Source organism: Bradyrhizobium sp. CFUWI (assembly GCF_056429085.1).
In genome coordinates, this window is record NZ_JBWJZE010000005.1 from 388,569 (window position 1) to 405,818 (window position 17,250).

15 protein-coding genes are annotated in these 17,250 nt (G+C 66.0%); 12 read left to right on the plus strand and 3 right to left on the minus strand.

Features of this window, described 5'->3' with window-relative positions; all coding sequences use genetic code 11:
• The first annotated feature begins 154 nt into the window (after positions 1-154).
• The 8 genes from AC066S_RS14340 to AC066S_RS14375 all read left to right on the plus strand — a co-directional run bounded on the left by AC066S_RS14340 (position 155) and on the right by AC066S_RS14375 (position 8,717).
• Positions 155-1,777: an ABC transporter substrate-binding protein gene (locus AC066S_RS14340; RefSeq protein ID WP_478269990.1), complete on the plus strand. Its 1,623-nt coding sequence runs from the start codon at positions 155-157 to the stop codon at positions 1,775-1,777.
• 111 nt (positions 1,778-1,888) lie between these two features.
• Positions 1,889-2,902 carry an ABC transporter permease gene (locus tag AC066S_RS14345; RefSeq protein WP_135168984.1) on the plus strand — a complete coding sequence of 338 codons (1,014 nt, stop codon included), beginning with the start codon at positions 1,889-1,891 and terminating at the stop codon, positions 2,900-2,902.
• Between the two features lie 121 nt (positions 2,903-3,023).
• Positions 3,024-3,923, plus strand: a complete 900-nt coding sequence (locus AC066S_RS14350) for an ABC transporter permease (protein WP_126257205.1) — start codon at positions 3,024-3,026, stop codon at positions 3,921-3,923.
• A 316-nt stretch (positions 3,924-4,239) separates the two neighbouring features.
• A complete protein-coding gene (locus AC066S_RS14355; RefSeq protein WP_478269991.1) occupies positions 4,240-6,000 on the plus strand; it encodes a dipeptide ABC transporter ATP-binding protein in 1,761 nt (586 codons plus the stop codon).
• A 19-nt stretch (positions 6,001-6,019) separates the two neighbouring features.
• Positions 6,020-6,199: a DUF4089 domain-containing protein gene (locus AC066S_RS14360; RefSeq protein WP_164718544.1), complete on the plus strand. Its 180-nt coding sequence runs from the start codon at positions 6,020-6,022 to the stop codon at positions 6,197-6,199.
• Positions 6,200-6,206: 7 nt separating this feature from the next.
• Positions 6,207-7,601: an AtzE family amidohydrolase gene (locus AC066S_RS14365; RefSeq protein WP_478269992.1), complete on the plus strand. Its 1,395-nt coding sequence runs from the start codon at positions 6,207-6,209 to the stop codon at positions 7,599-7,601.
• Position 7,602: 1 nt separating this feature from the next.
• A complete protein-coding gene (hpxZ, locus tag AC066S_RS14370; protein ID WP_126257208.1) occupies positions 7,603-7,998 on the plus strand; it encodes an oxalurate catabolism protein HpxZ in 396 nt (131 codons plus the stop codon).
• On the plus strand, positions 7,995-8,717 hold the full coding sequence (locus AC066S_RS14375; RefSeq protein ID WP_126257209.1) for a GntR family transcriptional regulator: 723 nt from the start codon (positions 7,995-7,997) through the stop codon (positions 8,715-8,717). The genes hpxZ and AC066S_RS14375 overlap by 4 nt, the downstream gene beginning before the upstream one ends.
• Positions 8,718-8,827: 110 nt before the next feature.
• On the opposite strand, the gene atzF is transcribed toward AC066S_RS14375, so the two are convergent.
• Entirely contained in the window at positions 8,828-10,672 is a 1,845-nt protein-coding gene (atzF, locus tag AC066S_RS14380) for an allophanate hydrolase (RefSeq protein WP_478269993.1), read from the minus strand.
• Between the two features lie 194 nt (positions 10,673-10,866).
• Positions 10,867-11,361 (minus strand): MarR family winged helix-turn-helix transcriptional regulator, encoded by a 495-nt coding sequence (locus tag AC066S_RS14385; RefSeq protein ID WP_164718546.1) that lies wholly within the window; start codon positions 11,359-11,361, stop codon positions 10,867-10,869.
• Between the two features lie 149 nt (positions 11,362-11,510).
• On the opposite strand from AC066S_RS14385, the gene AC066S_RS14390 reads away from it, so the two are divergent.
• Positions 11,511-13,361, plus strand: coding sequence for a feruloyl-CoA synthase (locus tag AC066S_RS14390; protein ID WP_478269994.1), 1,851 nt, complete (start codon positions 11,511-11,513; stop codon positions 13,359-13,361).
• Between the two features lie 385 nt (positions 13,362-13,746).
• Here the strand turns inward: AC066S_RS14390 and AC066S_RS14395 are convergent, their stop codons facing one another.
• Entirely contained in the window at positions 13,747-14,253 is a 507-nt protein-coding gene (locus AC066S_RS14395) for a MarR family winged helix-turn-helix transcriptional regulator (RefSeq protein WP_478269995.1), read from the minus strand.
• 83 nt (positions 14,254-14,336) lie between these two features.
• Here AC066S_RS14395 and AC066S_RS14400 point away from each other — a divergent pair, with 83 nt between their 5' ends.
• The 3 genes from AC066S_RS14400 (at position 14,337) to AC066S_RS14410 (ending at position 17,178) form a co-directional block, all read left to right on the plus strand.
• Positions 14,337-15,557 (plus strand): cytochrome P450, encoded by a 1,221-nt coding sequence (locus AC066S_RS14400; protein WP_478269996.1) that lies wholly within the window; start codon positions 14,337-14,339, stop codon positions 15,555-15,557.
• Between the two features lie 11 nt (positions 15,558-15,568).
• Complete coding sequence (locus tag AC066S_RS14405) at positions 15,569-15,892, plus strand: 2Fe-2S iron-sulfur cluster-binding protein (RefSeq protein WP_478269997.1); 324 nt, start codon at positions 15,569-15,571, stop codon at positions 15,890-15,892.
• Between the two features lie 74 nt (positions 15,893-15,966).
• A complete protein-coding gene (locus AC066S_RS14410; protein ID WP_478269998.1) occupies positions 15,967-17,178 on the plus strand; it encodes an ABC transporter substrate-binding protein in 1,212 nt (403 codons plus the stop codon).
• The last annotated feature ends 72 nt before the right edge of the window (positions 17,179-17,250 follow it).

Consider the following 17,250-nt stretch of genomic DNA (forward strand, 5'->3'; position numbering starts at 1 on the left):
GCAATGTTGGGTGTCGTTGCTTCCCCCTTTCTCCTTGAGGAAAGCGAATAGGCTTTTAGTCCCAGTGCCTTAGGCCAGGCATAACGCCTCATTAAGCCTTGGCACGAACCTTGCGAATCCGGTTCCAACCAAACCCTTTGTGTTGGAGCATTTCATGAAGCGCCGCGATTTCCTCAAATCCGTTTCCGGGTTGGCCGCGGGGGCGGCGCTTCCGGCCATGCCGTCCGTGATCTCCACCGCCTATGCCGACGCCCGCTCGGAGACGCTGCTGATCGTCTCGGAAGGCGGCCCCAACAATCTCGATATCCATGGCGTCGGCACCAACGTGCCGGGCTATGAGGTGTCCTGGAATTGCTACGACCGTCTGATCAGCCACGAGATGAAGAGCGGCCCCGGCGGCGTGCCCTATTACGACCGCGACAAGTTCAAGGGCGAGCTCGCCGAAGACTTCAAGATCGACGAGATGTCGGTCACCTTCAAGCTGCGCAAGAACGCCAAATTCCACGACGGCACGCCCGTCACCGCCAAGGACGTGAAGTGGTCGCTCGACCGCGCCGTCAGCGTCGGCGGATTTCCGACCTTCCAGATGAGCGCCGGCTCGCTCACCAAGCCGGAGCAGTTCGTCGTCATCGACGACCATACCGTGCGCGTCGACTTCCTGAAGAAGGACAAGCTGACGATACCCGATCTCGCCGTGATCGTGCCCTGCATCGTCAATTCCGAGCTGGTGAAGAAGAACGCCAGCGAGAAGGATCCCTGGGGTCTCGAATTCACCAAGCAGCAGACCGCGGGCTCCGGCGCCTACAAGGTGACGAAGTGGACCGCCGGCACCGAAGTCATCATGGAGCGCAACGACGACTGGGTCTGCGGCCCGCTGCCGAAGATCAAGCGCGTGATCTGGCGCATGGTGCCGCAGGCCGGCAACCGCCGCGCGCTGCTGGAGCGCGGCGATGCCGACATCTCCTACGAGCTGCCGAACAAGGACTTTCAGGAGATGAAGGCCAACGGCAAGCTCAACGTGGTGTCGTTGCCGTTCTCCAACGGCATCCAGTATATCGGCATGAATGTCACCAAGCCGCCCTTCGACAATCCGAAGGTGCGCCAGGCCGTGGCCTACGCGCTGCCCTATCAGAAGATCATGGACGCGGTGATGTTCGGCCTCGCCAACCCGATGTTCGGTGCCGCCGAGGACAAGCCGACCGAAGTGGCCTGGCCGCAGCCGCACAAATACAACACCGACATGGAGAAGGCGAAGGCGCTGCTGACTGAAGCCGGCTACGCCAACGGTTTTGAGACCACGATCTCGTTCGATCTCAACTTCGCTGGCGTCAACGAGCCGCTCTGCGTGCTGGTGCAGGAATCTCTCGCGCAGATCGGCATCAAGACCACCATCAACAAGGTGCCCGGCGCCAACTGGCGCACCGAATTGAACAAGAAGGAGATGCCGCTCTTCACCAACGTGTTTTCGGGCTGGCTCGATTACCCCGAATACTTCTTCTACTGGTGCTATCACGGCAACAATTCCGTCTTCAACACCATGAGCTACAAGTCGGCGGAGATGGACAAGCTGATCGACGGCGCGCGCACCGCGGCCGCGAGCGGCGACAAGGCGGCCTACGACAAGGACGTGAAGGGCTTCGTCGATCTCGCCTTCACCGACATCCCGCGCATCCCGCTCTACCAGCCCTTCGTCAACGTCGCGATGCAGAAGAATATCAGCGGCTACCAATACTGGTTCCACCGCCGCCTCGATTATCGCGCGATGGCGAAGGGGTAGGGGGCGAGTGGCGAATAGCGAGTAGCGAGTTGGGAGAGGGGTCATGACGGTCAGCCGCGAACGACTATTCGCCATTCGCTATTCACTATTCGCCGGCGCGGAGCGCGCCCCATGCTGACCATGATCGGCAAGCGCCTGATGTTCGCGATTCCCTCGCTGATCGGGGTCGTCATCGTCACCTTCCTGCTGACGCGCGCGCTGCCCGGCGATCCCGCCGCCTACTTCGCCGGTCCCGCCGCGACCAAGGAGGCCGTCGAGCAGATCCGCAAGAAGCTCGGCCTCGACAGGCCGCTGATCGAGCAGTTCTTCCGCTATACCAACGATCTCGCCCATGGCGATTTCGGCAACTCGCTGACGACCGGCCAGCCGGTCGCCGCCGAGATCCGCAACCGCCTGCCGGCCTCCGCCGAATTGACCCTGCTCGGCCTCATCGTCTCGGTCGTGATCGCGATTCCGCTCGGCGTGCTCGCGGCGACGCGGCCGGGGTCGTGGATCGACCATCTCTGCCGGGTCACGACGACGGCCGGCGTCTCGCTGCCGGTGTTCTTCACCGGCCTCGTGCTGGTCTATGTGTTCTATTTCCGCCTGGGCTGGTCGCCGGCGCCGCTCGGGCGTCTCGACGTGTTCTACAGCGCGCCGCCGACGGTCACCGGCTTCTACCTGATCGACACGCTGATCGCGCGCGACCTCGAGGCGTTCCGCTCGGCGCTGAGCCAGCTCATTCTGCCCGCGACGACGCTCGCGATCTTCTCGCTGGCGCCGATCGCGCGCATGACGCGCGCTTCGATGCTGGCGGTGCTCGCATCCGAATTCGTCCGCACCGCGCGGGCCAGCGGGCTGTCGCCGGCGACCGTGATCGTCACCTACGCGTTCCGCAACGCGATGCTGCCCGTCATCACCACGCTCAGCATGGTGTTCTCGTTCCTGCTGGGCGCCAACGTGCTGGTGGAGAAAGTGTTCGCCTGGCCCGGCATCGGCTCCTACGCGGTGGAAGCCCTGATCGCGTCGGACTTCGCGCCGGTGCAGGGCTTCGTGCTGACCATGGCAGTGATGTACGTGCTGCTCAATCTCGTGATCGACATCCTGTACGGCGTGATCGATCCGCGGGTGCGGTTGGAGGGGTAGCCGACCATGATCGCGTTCGATGCGAATCGCGCGGACGGTGCGCTCCCTCCCCCGCAAGCGGGAGAAGTGAAGCCAACTCCAAGCTCGCCACCCAAAGTCATGAAGCTCCAGGAGTGAAACAATGAGCTCCGTTGCGCCTGCTGTCGAACCCGTCGGTCCCGCGCGTACGTCCGGCCTCGTCGCGATCCTCGACCAGACCCGCTATGTCCTCGGCGAGAACAAGGTCACGGGCTTTGCCTTCGCGCTGCTGATCCTGATCCTGCTTGCCGCGATCTTCGGCCCCTACGTGGTGCCATATGATCCGCTTGCGTCGGACACCGCCGCGGCGCTGAAGCCGCCGTCGGCGGCGCACTGGTTCGGCACCGACCAGCTCGGGCGCGACATCTTCAGCCGCGTCATCGTGGCGACGCGGCTCGACACCTTTATCGCGGTCGCCTCGGTTGCGCTGGTGTTCCTGATGGGCGGCCTCGCCGGCATCGCGGCCGGTTACTTCGGCGGCTGGACCGATCGTATCGTCGGCCGCATCGCCGACACCATCATGGCCTTTCCGTTGTTCGTGCTGGCGATGGGCATCGTCGCCGCGCTCGGCAACACCGTGCAGAACATCATCCTGGCCACCGCCATCGTGAACTTCCCGCTCTATGCCCGCGTCGCCCGCGCCGAGGCCAATGTGCGCCGCAACGCCGGCTTCGTGCAGGCCGCGCGCCTGTCGGGCAATGGCGAATTCCGCATCCTCCTGGTGCACATCCTGCCGAACATCATGCCGATCATGATCGTGCAGATGTCGCTGACCATGGGCTACGCCATCCTGAATGCCGCGGGCCTGTCCTTCATCGGGCTCGGCGTCCGTCCGCCGACCGCCGAATGGGGCATCATGGTCGCCGAAGGCGCCGGCTTCATGGTGTCAGGCGAATGGTGGATCGCGCTCTTCCCCGGCCTCGCGCTGATGATCGCCGTATTCTGCTTCAACCTCCTCGGCGACGGCCTGCGCGACATCGTCGATCCCCAGCGGAGGACGTGATGATGGTTAGGGGCGGAGACGTGCAGCGAAGCTGTGAGGAGGGCACCTCTCTATCGCTCCCTCCCCCCTTGCGGGGGAGGGCTGGGGAGAGGGGTAGCCCAGCAAAAGGTGTTGGTGATCCGGATGCCGCGGTGTTCGCATGCGGAGAGAATCCCTGTGTAGCACCCCTCTCCCTGCCCCTCCCCCGCAAGGGGGGAGGAAGCGAGAGGCCGGTGCCTCCCTCACCGGCAAAAAACCGTCAAAAATTCCCCAACGATTCCAATGCCGTTCTACTGTGCATGGGGTTGTTTTCGACCTTTTTGATGGGCAGGCCCGCATGACCGTCCAGCCGCTGCTCGACGTCCAGGACCTAACGGTCGAGTTCACCACCCGCCGCGGCATCGTCAAAGCGGTGCAGCAGGTCAACATCTCCGTCGCCAAGGGTGAGACGCTCGCCATCGTCGGCGAGTCCGGCTCCGGCAAGTCGGTGACGTCCTATGCGGTGATGCGCATCCTCGACCGTGCCGGGCGAATCGCCGAGGGCTCGGTGATGTTCTCGGGCATCGACGTGAAGGCGGCGAGCGAAGACCAGATGCGCGATCTGCGCGGCCGCGAAGTCTCGATGATCTTCCAGAACCCGCGCGCCGCGCTCAACCCGATCCGGAAAGTCGGCGACCAGATCGAGGACGTGCTGCGCACCCATGTGCAGCAGGCCCAGGTGGCCGATCACGGTGAGAAGGCGATCGAGGCGCTGGAGCAGGTCAAGATCGCCCGTCCGCGCGAGCGCTACCACGCCTATCCGTTCGAGCTGTCCGGCGGCATGTGCCAGCGCGTCGTCATCGCCCTCGCGCTCGCCTGCAATCCGCAGCTCCTGATCGCGGACGAGCCGACCACCGGCCTCGACGTCACCACCCAGAAGGCGGTGATGGACCTGATCGTCGAACTGACGAAGCGCCGCGCCATGTCGACCATTCTGATCACCCACGACCTCGGCCTCGCCGCCGCCTATTGCGACCGCGTCGTCGTGATGGAAAAGGGCCGCGTGGTCGAGACCGCCAAGGCTGCCGACATCTTCGCCAATCCGCAGCACCCCTACACCAAGAAGCTGATGCGCGCGACGCCGCGGCTCGGTGTGTCGTTGCGGGACTTGCTGCCGGAAGAGGACGCAAGCGTAGCGGCATCCTCCGCTTCTCCCAGCACCGTGCTCGCGGAAGCAGCGCCTCACCCCGACCCTCTCAGCGCGAGCGGGGCGAGGGAGACGAGCGAGCAGCCCCTCCTTCTCGTCGACAAGCTGGTCAAGGAGTACCCCCGCCAGGGCGCCACCGCCGTGCTCGGCAAGCTGTTCGGCCGCAAGCCGCCCGTCGAGCCCGACGTGTTCCGTGCCGTCGACGGCATCAGCTTCTCGATCGGCCATGGCGAGAGCGTCGGGCTCGTCGGCGAATCCGGCTGCGGCAAGTCGACGACGTCGATGATGGTGATGCGGCTCCTGGACCAGACCTCCGGCCTGATCCAGTTCGGCGGCGAGGACATCTCCGGCATCGCGCCATCCGCCTTCGCCCGGCTGCCGCAGCGCAGCCGCATCCAGATGGTGTTCCAGGATCCGACCGACAGCCTCAACCCGCGCTTCACCGCCGCGCGCGCCATTGCGGACCCGATCATGCAGCTCGGCGACGTCAGGGGACGCGACGCGCTCCGCGCCCGCTGCGAGGAGCTCGCCACCATGGTCGGCCTGCCGCACAATCTGCTCGACCGCTTCCCGCACCAATTGTCCGGCGGCCAGAAGGCCCGCGTCGGCATCGCCCGCGCCATCGCGCTGCATCCGAAACTCGTCATCCTCGACGAGCCGACGGCGGCGCTCGACGTCTCGGTTCAGGCGGTCGTGCTCAATCTGCTTCAGGACCTGAAACAGCGGCTAGGTATGAGTTATCTGTTCGTCTCGCATGATTTGAATGTGGTGCGCTTGTTGTGCGATCGTGTCATTGTGATGCGGACGGGGCGGATCGTCGAGGAGGGCTCCTCCGAGCAGGTCTTGAGCGATCCGCAGGACGACTACACCAAGGAACTGCTGACGGCGATCCCGCATCCGCCGTTGCATTGAGAGATTGTTTGGGAGCGTGATGGCCGAGCCGCTGGACGATTATATCGACGCCGTATCGAAAGCGCTGGCGCTGCCGGTCGAGGAGGCCTGGAGGCCCGCGGTGCGCGCCAATCTCGAAGTCTCGCTGCGGCTTGGCCGCATGGTCGACGAATTCGCGCTGCCGGACGAGACCGAGCCGGCGCCGATCTTCACGGCGTAATGCTGCCATGACCAGCAAGCCAGAGATGACGGCCGCCGAGATCGCCAGCGCGGTTGCGACCCGCAAGATGTCCGCGCTCGATGCCACGGAGGCTGCGCTCGCACGCATCAAGCAGCACGACGGCATCCTCAATTCCTTTACCGATGTCACCGCCGATCGCGCCCGCGCGAAAGCACGCGCGATCGATGCCGACATCGCCGCGGGCCAGGAAGTCGGCCCGCTCGCCGGTGTCCCCTTTGCGGTGAAGAACCTGTTCGACGTCGCGGGTCTGCCCACCCGGGCCGGCTCGAAGATCAACCGCGACCTTCCGCCCGCCAGGCGCGATGCGGCCTTGATCGAGCGCATGGAGGCGGCCGGCGCCGTGCTCGTCGGCGCGCTCAACATGGGCGAATACGCCTACGACTTCACCGGTGAGAACGTCCATGACGGCCCCTCGCGCAATCCGCATGACACGACGCGGATGACCGGCGGCTCCTCCGGCGGCTCCGGCAGCGCCGTCGGTGGCGCGCTGGTGCCGATCGCGCTCGGCTCGGACACCAACGGCTCGATCCGCGTGCCGTCCTCGTTCTGCGGCATCTTCGGCCTGAAGCCGACCTATGGCCGGCTGTCGCGGGCGCGCTCGTTCCCGTTCGTCGCGAGCCTCGATCATCTCGGCCCGTTCGCGCGCTCCGCCACCGATCTCGCGCTCGCCTATGACGTGATGCAGGGCCCGGACCCGGAGGACAGCGCCTGCACCACGCGCGGTCTGGAGCCGACGCTGCCGCTGATCGCCAACCCGGTGTCGGATCTGCGTATCGCGATTGCCGGCGGCTACTTCCAGAAGAATGTGTTTCCGGAAGCCGTCGAAGCGGTCAGCCGCGTCGCCAAGGCGCTCGGCGCAACGAAGGTGATCGACATCCCCGAGGCCGCCCGTGCCCGCGCGGCGGCCTATGTCATCACCACGACCGAAGGTGCATCGCTGCATCTCGATCGCCTGCGCAAGCGCCCGAACGATTTCGATCCGGCCGTGCGCGACCGGCTGATCGCAGGCGCGATGGTGCCGGCGCCGCTGGTCGACCGCGCCCAGAAATTCCGCCGCTGGTATCGCGCGCAGCTCGCGGACATCTTCAAGTCAGTCGACGTGCTGCTCGCGCCGGCGACGCCCTGTACGGCACCGAAGCTCGGCCAGGTGAATTTCAATCTCGACGGCGTCGAGCTGCCGGTGCGCGCCAATATCGGCATCCACACCCAGCCGATCTCGTTCATCGGCCTGCCGGTCGTTGCAGTGCCGGTGCCGCTCGAGCAGCTGCCGATCGGCGTGCAGATCATCGCCGCGCCCTGGCGTGAGGACATTGCGCTCCGCGTCGCCTACGCCTTGGAAAAGATGGGCGTGGCCGCCGCGCCATCGCCGAGAGGAATCTGAGATGGAGATCGATCTCCCCGACGTGATCGCGGAAGTCAAAGCCGCGTTCGATCGCTATGAGCAGGCCCTCGTCAACAACGACGTCGCCGTGCTCGGCGAGCTGTTCCGCAACGACCCCCGCACCTTGCGCTACGGCATCGGCGAGAACCTCTATGGCTATGCGGCGATCAGCGGCTTCCGTGCCGCGCGCTCGCCCGTCGGCCTGAACCGCCGCACCGCCAAGACGGTCATTACCAGCTATGGCCGCGACACCGCGGTGGCCTCCACCCTGTTCTATCGCGACACGGCGCCCGGCAAGGTCGGCCGGCAGATGCAGACCTGGATCCGCTTTCCCGAGGGTTGGCGTATCGTCGCCGCCCATGTCAGCATCATCGACGAGCCGAAAGAGACCGCATGACGCTTGACGATCTTCCGCAAGGGGCAGCGCCGGCCGAGCCGGTGGTGCCTCGCGTCGATCGGGCGCCACCCAGCGTGCACAAGGTCACGCGGGCTGAGGAGCTGCGCCTGCAACTGGCGGACGAGATCGTGCGCGGCGCCCTCGCCCCCGGCGCACCACTGGACGAGACTGACATCGCACGGCGCTTCAACGTCTCGCGCACGCCAGTGCGCGAGGCGCTGCGCCAGCTGGTGGCGAGCGGCCTCGTCGAGGCGCGGCCCCATCGCGGCGCGGTGGTGGCGCAGCCCTCGATCGAGCGGCTGACAAGCATGTTCGAGGCGATGGCGGAGCTCGAGGCGCTGTGCGCCGGCCTTGCGGCCGAGCGCATGTCCGCGGGCGAGCGCCATGGCCTGGAGGCCATCCACGAAGAGCTGCGCGTGCTGAGCTACACCGGCAACCCGGATCGCTTCCACGAGGTCAACGAACGCTTCCACAACGCCATCTATGCCGGTTCGCAGAACGGCTATATCGCCGAGATCACGCTGGCGACCCGCGTCCGGGTGCAGCCGTTCCGCCGCGCCCAGTTCCGCAACCTCGGCCGGTTGGCAAAATCGCATGCCGAGCACGACCGCGTCGTCGTCGCCATCATGCGCGGCGACAAGCAGGGCGCGGCAGCCGCGATGCGCGCGCATATCGAGCTGGTGCGCGGGGAGTACGAGATCTACGCCGTGTCGGTGTAAGCCGCGCGCGCGGTGCCGTAGGGTGGGCAAAGGCGCAAAGCGCCGTGCCCACGGTCTTCTTATGATTCAGGGAATCGTGGGCACGCTACGCTTTGCCCACCCTACGAAAGCTACTTTGTCGCAGCTTCCTTCATATATGCGCGCCATCCCCCATAAGCCGTGATATCGCGCGCATCGCCCAGCACCTCCGGCTCGACGAGAAACCCCTTCACGCTGCGGCCATCGGCAAGCCGCACCGTGCCGATCGCCATCGGCGAGGGAATCGCGTTGACGAATTGGCCGAAGGCGGATGGCGACAGCGACCAGATCTCCAGCTCGATCGACGCGCCCTTGCCGGCGGCGACGCGCAGCATGCCGGGCTTCGGTGGGGTGGTCTCGAGCGCGTAGAGCTTGTAATCGGGCGCTGTCCTGGTCGCCTCGATCAGGCGTCCGTTCAGCGCTCTCAATTCGCCATTCAGCACCATGCCGGACAGATGCGCGCCGACCACGGCGATCGGGATGTCGTCACTGCGGCTTGCCGGCAGCGGCGCGAGCGGTGCTTGTGCCGCGCCTTTCGCGCCGAGGCTCAGCTTGGTATCCGCATGGAAGACGCGGCCGATGCTCGCCAGCATCGCATCGCGTCCGGCGGGCGCGAGCAGCGTGATGCCGAACGGAATGCCGTCCGCGCGCATCGACGCCGGCAGCGCCAGGCCGCAGAGGTCGAGCAGGTTGACGAAATTGGTGTAGGTGCCGAGCCGGCTGTTGAGCTCGATCGGATTGGCGAGCACCTGCGCGGTCGTATAGGCGGTCGGCGCCGTCGGCAGCACCAGCGCGTCGATATTGGCAAAGGTGCGTTCGGCGACCCTGCGCAGGCCCTGCAGGCGGTACAGCGCCGAAAAGGTCTCGGCGGCCGTCAGCCGCGCGCCGGCCGCGGTGATCTCGCGCGTCACTGGATGGATCGCATCCGGCGCGGAGGCGAGCAGATCCTTGATCACGAGGTAACGCTCGGCGACCCACGGCCCCTCATAGAGCAGCCGTGCTGTCTCGTAGAACGGCTCGAGGTCGAACTCGACCAGCGTTGCGCCGAGCGCGGTCCAGCGCTTCAGCGCATCGGCGTAGGCGATCTCGGCATTCTTGTCGCCGAAGAAGATCAGCTGTCCGTTGCGCGGCACGCCGAGGCGCAGATCTGCCGGGAGCGGCGTCATCGCCCCAAGCGGCCGGTCGCGTGAGAACGGATCGGCCGCCCCAAGCGGCCGGTCGCGTGAGAACGGATCGGCCGGGTCCGGTCCCACCATCACGGACAGCGCCAGCGCCGCGTCGTCGACCGTCAGCGCGAACACCGAGATGCAGTCGAGCGTGCGGCAGGCCGGCACGAGGCCGGCATTCGAGATCATGCCGAGGCTCGGTTTCAGCCCGACGATGTTGTTGAGCATCGCCGGCACGCGCCCCGAGCCGGCGGTGTCGGTGCCGAGCGACAGCGGCACGAGGCCGGCGCCGACCGCCACGGCGGAGCCGGAGCTCGATCCGCCGGGAATGAGATCCTCACGGATCGAGTTCCTGGGAATGCCGTAGGGCGAGCGTACGCCGACGAGGCCGGTCGCGAACTGGTCGAGATTGGTCTTGCCGATGATGATGGCACCCGCGGCGCGCAGGCGCGCCACCGCAGTCGCGTCATGCGTCGGCGCGGTGGAAAAGGCGGGGCAGGCGGCGGTGGTCGCAAAGCCCAGCGCGTCGATATTGTCCTTCACCGCGACTGGCACGCCGTACAGCGGCAGGCTGGCGGCATCCGCGTGCGCGGCGAGCCTCTCGGCTTCCGCGACCGCATCCTTCTCCTCGCGCAGGCTGATGAAGATGGCGGGATCGTCGTGGTCGCGGATGCGCTGATAGGTCCGCGCGATCGTCTCTGCCGGCGTCAGCGTGCCCGCGCGATGCGCGGCCACAATCGCGGCGATCGTTTCAGGCTGCTCAGCCCCCATGGCGACAAAACTCCGGCAATCTGTCCTCATCCCGGAGGAAGCAAGCGATGTGCCATTGTGTACAATAGCAGGCGGTCCGATCGCTGAGGAAGATTATAGTGTAGTCAGTGGGTTATGAGATATTTCGGCAAGCTCATCGGAGGCGGCATCATCGCCCTTTGCCGAGCGTCAGCCTAAATTATGGGCAGTCGAGATCAGGTGAAGCCAGCGAGGATCCGGAGCAGCTGCGCCCGGTTTTCCTTGCCGATCTTCTCTTCGACGTGCCGCTCGTGCTCGGCCGCGAGCCTCTTGAATTTCGCCAGCGCCGTCTCGCCCTGCGCGGTGAGATGCAGGGCATGGGAACGGCGGTCCGCCTTCGACTTGACCCGCTTGACGTACCTGCGCAGCTCGAGGCTGTCGAGCAGATGCACCAGCCGGGCGCGCTCGATGCCGAGGCGCTTTGCCACCGCCATCTGCGACAGGCCCGGATTGGCGCCGATCAGCGTCAGCACCGAATATTGCGTCGGCCTTATGTCGACTTCGCCGAGGGTCTTGATGAAGTCCTGGAAGATCCAGATCTGGAAGCGCCGCACCGCGTAGCCGGCGTGCCCGACCAGCGCATCGAGCCCGATGTCGTCGGCGATATCTTGAGGCGCCGCGCCATTGCCGGCGCGCTTGCGTGGGGCAGTCTGGGGTGCGCTGGCTGTCACATCGTGTCTCCCGCCCGGCAAGCTTAGCGCGTCAGCGAGGCAAGCAAAAGATTGTTGTTGACGACAACAATTGTCAAGCCCAACATTGTGGCCAAGCAGCCCGAACGAGGTCGCGGCCGGTCGTATCCGGACGGAGGGAGGAGACACACATGACAGTCGCCCCACGTGGTGACGTTGCAGGCCTGTTCGCAAGCCCGCGGACCGTCGCAGAGCATCGCGCCGACGGCAGCATCGTGCTGCGATCGCCCGATCCGTTGCGGGATGGCGCGCGTTGCGTCGGCGACTGGCTGGAGCAATGGGCGCGGCAAACGCCGGATGCGATCTTCCTCGCCGAGCGCGGCAATGTCGAAGCGCCGTGGACCACCGTCACCTATGCGCAGGCGCTGCGCCAGGTGCGTGCGGCGGCGTCCTGGATTTTGGCGCAGGGCCTCAGCGCGGAACGCCCGCTCGCGATTCTCTCCGACAACAGCATCGACCACGCGCTGCTCGCGCTTGCCGCCCAGCATGTCGGCGTGCCCTCGGCCGCGATCTCGCCGGCCTATTCGCTGATGTCGCGGGATTTCGAGAAGCTCAAGAGCATGATCGCGCTGCTCGAGCCGGGCGCGATCTACGTCTCTGCGACCAAGCCCTTCGCGGCCGCGCTTGCCGCCATCGCGCCGCTGCACCGGGCGCAGATCATCAGCGGCAACGCGGATGACGCAGGCGCGCTCGCTTTCCGCGCCGTCGCGGCAACGCCGGAGAGCCCTGATGTCGCAGCATCCTTCGCCGCGGTGACGCCGGACACGATCGCAAAGTTCCTGTTCACGTCAGGGTCGACCGGGACGCCGAAAGCCGTCATCAACACCCAGCGCATGCTGACCTCGAGCCAACAGGCCAAGGCGCAGACCTGGACGTTTCTCGAGCAGACGCGCGGCGATCTCGTCATCCTGGACTGGCTGCCCTGGAGCCACACCTTCGGCGCCAACCACAATTTCAATCTCGTGCTGCGCAATGGCGGCTCGCTCTATATCGACGGCGGCAAGCCCGCGCCCGGGCTGTTTGCGACCTCGCTGGCCAATTTGAAGAGCGTGATGCCGACGGTCTATTTCAACGTGCCGCGCGGCTTCGACATGCTGATCGCGGCGCTGCGCGGCGACGAGGAGCTGCGCCGCCGCTTCTTCGGCGAGGTGAAATTCGCCTTCTATGCCGGCGCTGCCCTGCCGCAGAATCTCTGGGACGCGCTCGAGGAGCTCTCGATCAAGACCGTCGGCCGCGCGCTGCCGATGGTTTCGGCCTGGGGCTCGACGGAAACGTCGCCGCTCGCGACCGATTGCCATTTCCTCGCCGAGCGCTCCGGCAATATCGGCGTGCCCATTCCCGGCACCGAGCTGAAGCTCGTCGCCTCAGGCGACAAGCTGGAGGTGCGGGTGCGCGGCCCCAACGTCACGCCGGGTTATTGGAAGGAGCCGGATCTGACCCGGCAGGCCTTCGACGACGAGGGCTTTTACCTGATCGGCGATGCCGTCAAGCTTGCCGACCATGCGCGGCCGGAGCGCGGCCTGTTCTTCGACGGCCGTGTCGCCGAGGATTTCAAGCTCAATTCCGGCACCTGGGTCAATGTCGGCACGCTGCGCGTTGCCGGCATCGCCGCGCTGGCGCCGCTGGCGCAGGACATCGTGGTCGCAGGCCATGGCGGCGACGAAGTGCGCTTTCTGGTGTTCCCGAACATCGCAGCCTGCCGCGCCCAAGCCGGCTTGGGCGAGACGGCCGATGTGAGCGAGGTGCTCGCACATGACAAGGTCAGGAGCGCCATCGCGCGAGGACTGGCGAAACTGAAGCAGCAGGCCGCCAATTCCTCTGGTCACGCCACCCGTGCGCTGCTGCTCGCCGAGCCACCGTCGGTCGACGGCGGCGAGATCACCGACAAGGGCTACATCAACCAGCGCGCCGTGCTGGCGCGGCGTGCCGACGCGGTGGCGCAGCTGAATGATGATGCGTCGTCGGAATGGGTCGGCTTGTAGTGAGCCGATGAAGGAGCGGCGTAGGAGGGGCGCCTAGCCCATCTCGCTGTCATTCCGGGGCGCGCGTGTGGCGCGAACCCGGAATCCATTTTCCCGCATAGATGGCTGCACGATGGATTCCGGGTTCGCGCTACGCGCGCCCCGGAATGACGAGCGCTATGCGAAGAAGGTGCTGGCGAAACAGGACAGCCACACGCCGTAATATATTTCCGATTCTTTTGTTGCCTAGGCAACTAATTTATGCGAACCATTCCAGGAAGCGATGACGGCAGGGAAACTGCCGCGCCTGATCCTGGAGGAAACAATGCTCGGCCCGAACGGTGCCGTCGGCAAACGCCGGCGTATGCCTGGACGTGACGGAAGGTGGCGCCTGAAGCGCGACCCGTCAGGGCTCGATGCCGCCCGTGACCGCGCCGAGATTGTCGTGCAGCCGGCGGAGCAGATCGATCAGCACCTCGCGCTCGTCCTTGCTCAGGCACGACAACAGCCGCCGTTCGCGCTCGAGCGCCGCAACGATCACCTTGTCATGCGTGGCGCGGCCCTTTGCCGTCAGCGCGATCGAATGGGTGCGGCCGTCATTGGGGTCGGTGCGGATCGAGACCAGGCCGCGCTTCTCGAGGCCGGCCAGCGTCCGGCTCACGGGCCCCTTGTCGAAGCCGATGACGTGGCAGATGCGCGAGGCCGGAATGCCGGGCTCGATCGCCAGCAGCGACATGATCCGCCATTCCGTGACGTTGACGCCGAACTCCCGCTGATAGAACGCGGTCGCGCTGTTCGAGAGCTTGTTGGCGATGAAGGTGACGAACGCGGGGACGTAGCGGTTGAGATCGAGCGTCGGCCCCGCCTCAACGGGCGCAGGCTTTTGCCGGGATCTGGTCGAAGGCGCAGGCATGTCGGGGTTCTGACTCGCGGTGGGCCTAAAGACCTAATGGCATGCGCCGCCCTTTCACAAGATCAAAATGAGGGAGGTCTTCCATGACCGCATCCGCCACCCCGGCATCGACGGGTCCTGCTTCCGTCCCGCATCTCGACGTCGATCCGTTCGACATGGAGTTTTTCGCCGATCCTTATCCCGCCCATCAGCGGCTGCGGGAGGCCGGACCGGTGGTCTATCTCGACAAGTGGAACGTCTATGGCGTGGCGCGCTATGCCGAGGTCCATGCGGTGCTGAACGATCCCGCCACCTTCTGCTCCAGCCGCGGTGTCGGCCTGTCCGACTTCAAGAAGGAGACGCCGTGGCGGCCGCCGAGCCTGATCCTCGAAGCCGACCCGCCCGCGCACACCCGCACCCGGGCCGTGCTGTCGAAAGTGCTGTCGCCGACCGCGATGAAGCAGGTGCGCGACCGCTTCGCCGCCGCGGCGGAGGAGCGGGTGGACGCGCTGCTCGACAAGCGCAGCTTCGACGCGGTCGCCGATCTCGCCGAGGCCTATCCGCTCTCGATCTTTCCGGATGCGCTGGGCCTGAAGCCGGAAGGACGCGAGCATCTGATTCCCTACGCCAGCGTCGTGTTCAACGCGTTCGGCCCGCCGAACGAGCTGCGCCAGCAGGCGATCGCGCGCTCGGCGCCGCACCAGGCCTATGTCGCCGAGCAGTGCCAGCGCGACAACCTCGCGCCCGGCGGCTTCGGGGCCTGCATTCATGCCCGCGTCGACCACGGCGAGATCACGGCCACCGAGGCGCCGCTGCTGGTGCGCTCGCTGCTGTCGGCCGGCCTCGACACCACGGTCAACGGCATCGGTGCCGCCGTCTATTGCCTCGCGCGCTTCCCCGACCAGTGGCAGCGCCTGCGCGATGATCCGACGCTGGCGCGCAACGCCTTCGAGGAGGCGGTTCGGTTCGAAAGTCCGGTGCAGACCTTCTTCCGCACCACCACGCGCGAGGTCGAGCTCGCGGGCGCCACGATCGGCGAGGGCGAGAAGGTGCTGATGTTCCTGGCCGCCGCCAATCGCGATCCCAGGCGCTGGGACCGGCCCGACAGCTACGACATCACCCGCCGGACCTCCGGCCATGTCGGCTTCGGCTCGGGCATCCACATGTGCGTCGGCCAGCTCGTCGCCCGCCTCGAAGGCGAGGTGATGCTGACTGCGCTGGCGCGCCGTGTCGCGAAAATCGAGATCACGGGCGAGCCGAAACGCCGCTTCAACAACACGCTGCGCGGGCTCGACAGCCTGCCTGTGACGATTACCCCGGCCTGACGAGGAGCTTCATGCCCGCCATCACATTCATCCATGCCGACGGCAAGTCCGAGCGCGTCGAGACCTCAGGTGAAGAGAGCGCCATGCAGGCGGCGACCCGTCACGGCCTCGACGGCATTCTGGCCGAATGCGGCGGCAACGCCATGTGCGCGACCTGTCACGTCTACGTCGATGAAAGCTGGCTCGCGCGCCTGCCTGATATGGCTGACGACGAGGATGCGCTGCTCGACGGCACCGCGAGCGAGCGGCGGCCGAACAGCCGGCTGTCCTGCCAGATCAGGATCACGCCGGAGCTCGACGGGCTCATCGTGAAGCTGCCGGAGCGGCAGGTCTGACCTGCAAAGCCAACTGATTTTTCAACCGCTCCGGCAACGGCCGGTGCGGCAACGCATCAACAGGGAAGGGAACCATGAAACATCTGAAGTGGACGCTCGCGCTGGCCGCGAGCCTGGTTGCCGGCGCGGCAAGCGCCGAGATCTCCGACAACGTCGTGCGCGTCGGCGTGCTCAACGACATCTCCGGCATCTTCCAGGACACCAACGGCATGGGCTCGGTGGAAGCCGCGCGCATGGCGGCGGAAGACTTCAACGGCGGCGGCAAGAACATCAAGGTCGAGATCGTCTATGCCGACCACCAGAACAAGGCCGACGTCGGCAACGCCATTGCGCGTAAATGGCTCGATGTCGAAGGCGTCGATGCCATCGTCGACGTGCCGAATTCGGCGGTCGGTCTTTCCATCAACACGCTGCTGCGCGACAGCCGCATGACGTTCCTGGCGTCGTCGACCGCAAGCTCCGATCTCACCGGCAAGGCCTGCTCGCCCAACACCATCCAATGGGTCAACGACACCTGGGCCACCGGCAACACCACGGCGGCTGCGATGATGTCGCGCGGCGGCAAGGACTGGTACTTCCTCACGGTCGACTACGCCCTCGGCAAGGGCATCGAGGCCGAGGCCCAGAAATACATCGAGGGCCATGGCGGCAAGGTGCTGGGCTCCTCCAAGCATCCGCTCGGCACCTCCGACTTTGCCTCCTTCCTGTTACAGGCGCAGAGCTCGAAGGCCCGGGTGATCGGCCTTGCCAATGCCGGCGGCGACACCATCAACGCCGTGAAGCAGGCCGCCGAGTTCGGCATCCAGCAGAGCGGACAGAAGCTCGTCGCCTTCCTGCTCTTCATCAACGACATTCATGGCATGGGCATCAAGGTCGCACAGGGCTTGCAGCTCATGGAAGCCTTCTACTGGGACATGAACGACGACACCCGCGCCTTCGCCAAGCGCTTCGCCGCGCGGCCCGGCATGAACGGCAAGATGCCGAGCGGCAATCAGGCGGGCGTCTATGCCTCGACGCTGGCTTATCTCAACGCCGTCGCGGCGACCGGCAGCGACAACGCCAAGGACGCCGTGCCCGAGATGAAGAAATTCAAGGGCGAGGACAAATTGTTCGGCGACACCACGATCCGCCAGGACGGCCGCGTCGTGCATCCGATGTATTTGTTCGAGGTGAAGAAGCCGGAGGAGTCGAAATATCCGTACGACTATTACAAGCTGGTCTCGACGATTCCCGCCGACCAGGCCTTCCGCCCGCTGGCGGAGGGCGGGTGTGAGCTGGTGAAGTAGCTAGCAGCGAGCGCGTCTGCTTCACCCTCCCCTGGAGGGGGAGGGTCGATCGCGCGCAGCGCGAGCGGGGTG

Excerpts from the sequence above, each read along its gene's own strand:
- AC066S_RS14355 (WP_478269991.1), top strand. The coding sequence starts at position 4,240 with ATGACCGTCCAGCCGCTGCTCGACGTCCAGGACCTAACGGTCGAGTTC.
- AC066S_RS14395 (WP_478269995.1), bottom strand. The coding sequence starts at position 14,253 with ATGCCTGCGCCTTCGACCAGATCCCGGCAAAAGCCTGCGCCCGTTGAG.
- AC066S_RS14390 (WP_478269994.1), top strand. The coding sequence starts at position 11,511 with ATGACAGTCGCCCCACGTGGTGACGTTGCAGGCCTGTTCGCAAGCCCG.
- AC066S_RS14345 (WP_135168984.1), top strand. The coding sequence starts at position 1,889 with ATGCTGACCATGATCGGCAAGCGCCTGATGTTCGCGATTCCCTCGCTG.
- AC066S_RS14360 (WP_164718544.1), top strand. The coding sequence starts at position 6,020 with ATGGCCGAGCCGCTGGACGATTATATCGACGCCGTATCGAAAGCGCTG.
- AC066S_RS14410 (WP_478269998.1), top strand. The coding sequence starts at position 15,967 with ATGAAACATCTGAAGTGGACGCTCGCGCTGGCCGCGAGCCTGGTTGCC.
- hpxZ (WP_126257208.1), top strand. The coding sequence starts at position 7,603 with ATGGAGATCGATCTCCCCGACGTGATCGCGGAAGTCAAAGCCGCGTTC.
- AC066S_RS14405 (WP_478269997.1), top strand. The coding sequence starts at position 15,569 with ATGCCCGCCATCACATTCATCCATGCCGACGGCAAGTCCGAGCGCGTC.
- AC066S_RS14365 (WP_478269992.1), top strand. The coding sequence starts at position 6,207 with ATGACCAGCAAGCCAGAGATGACGGCCGCCGAGATCGCCAGCGCGGTT.
- AC066S_RS14375 (WP_126257209.1), top strand. The coding sequence starts at position 7,995 with ATGACGCTTGACGATCTTCCGCAAGGGGCAGCGCCGGCCGAGCCGGTG.
- AC066S_RS14400 (WP_478269996.1), top strand. The coding sequence starts at position 14,337 with ATGACCGCATCCGCCACCCCGGCATCGACGGGTCCTGCTTCCGTCCCG.
- AC066S_RS14340 (WP_478269990.1), top strand. The coding sequence starts at position 155 with ATGAAGCGCCGCGATTTCCTCAAATCCGTTTCCGGGTTGGCCGCGGGG.
- atzF (WP_478269993.1), bottom strand. The coding sequence starts at position 10,672 with ATGGGGGCTGAGCAGCCTGAAACGATCGCCGCGATTGTGGCCGCGCAT.
- AC066S_RS14350 (WP_126257205.1), top strand. The coding sequence starts at position 3,024 with ATGAGCTCCGTTGCGCCTGCTGTCGAACCCGTCGGTCCCGCGCGTACG.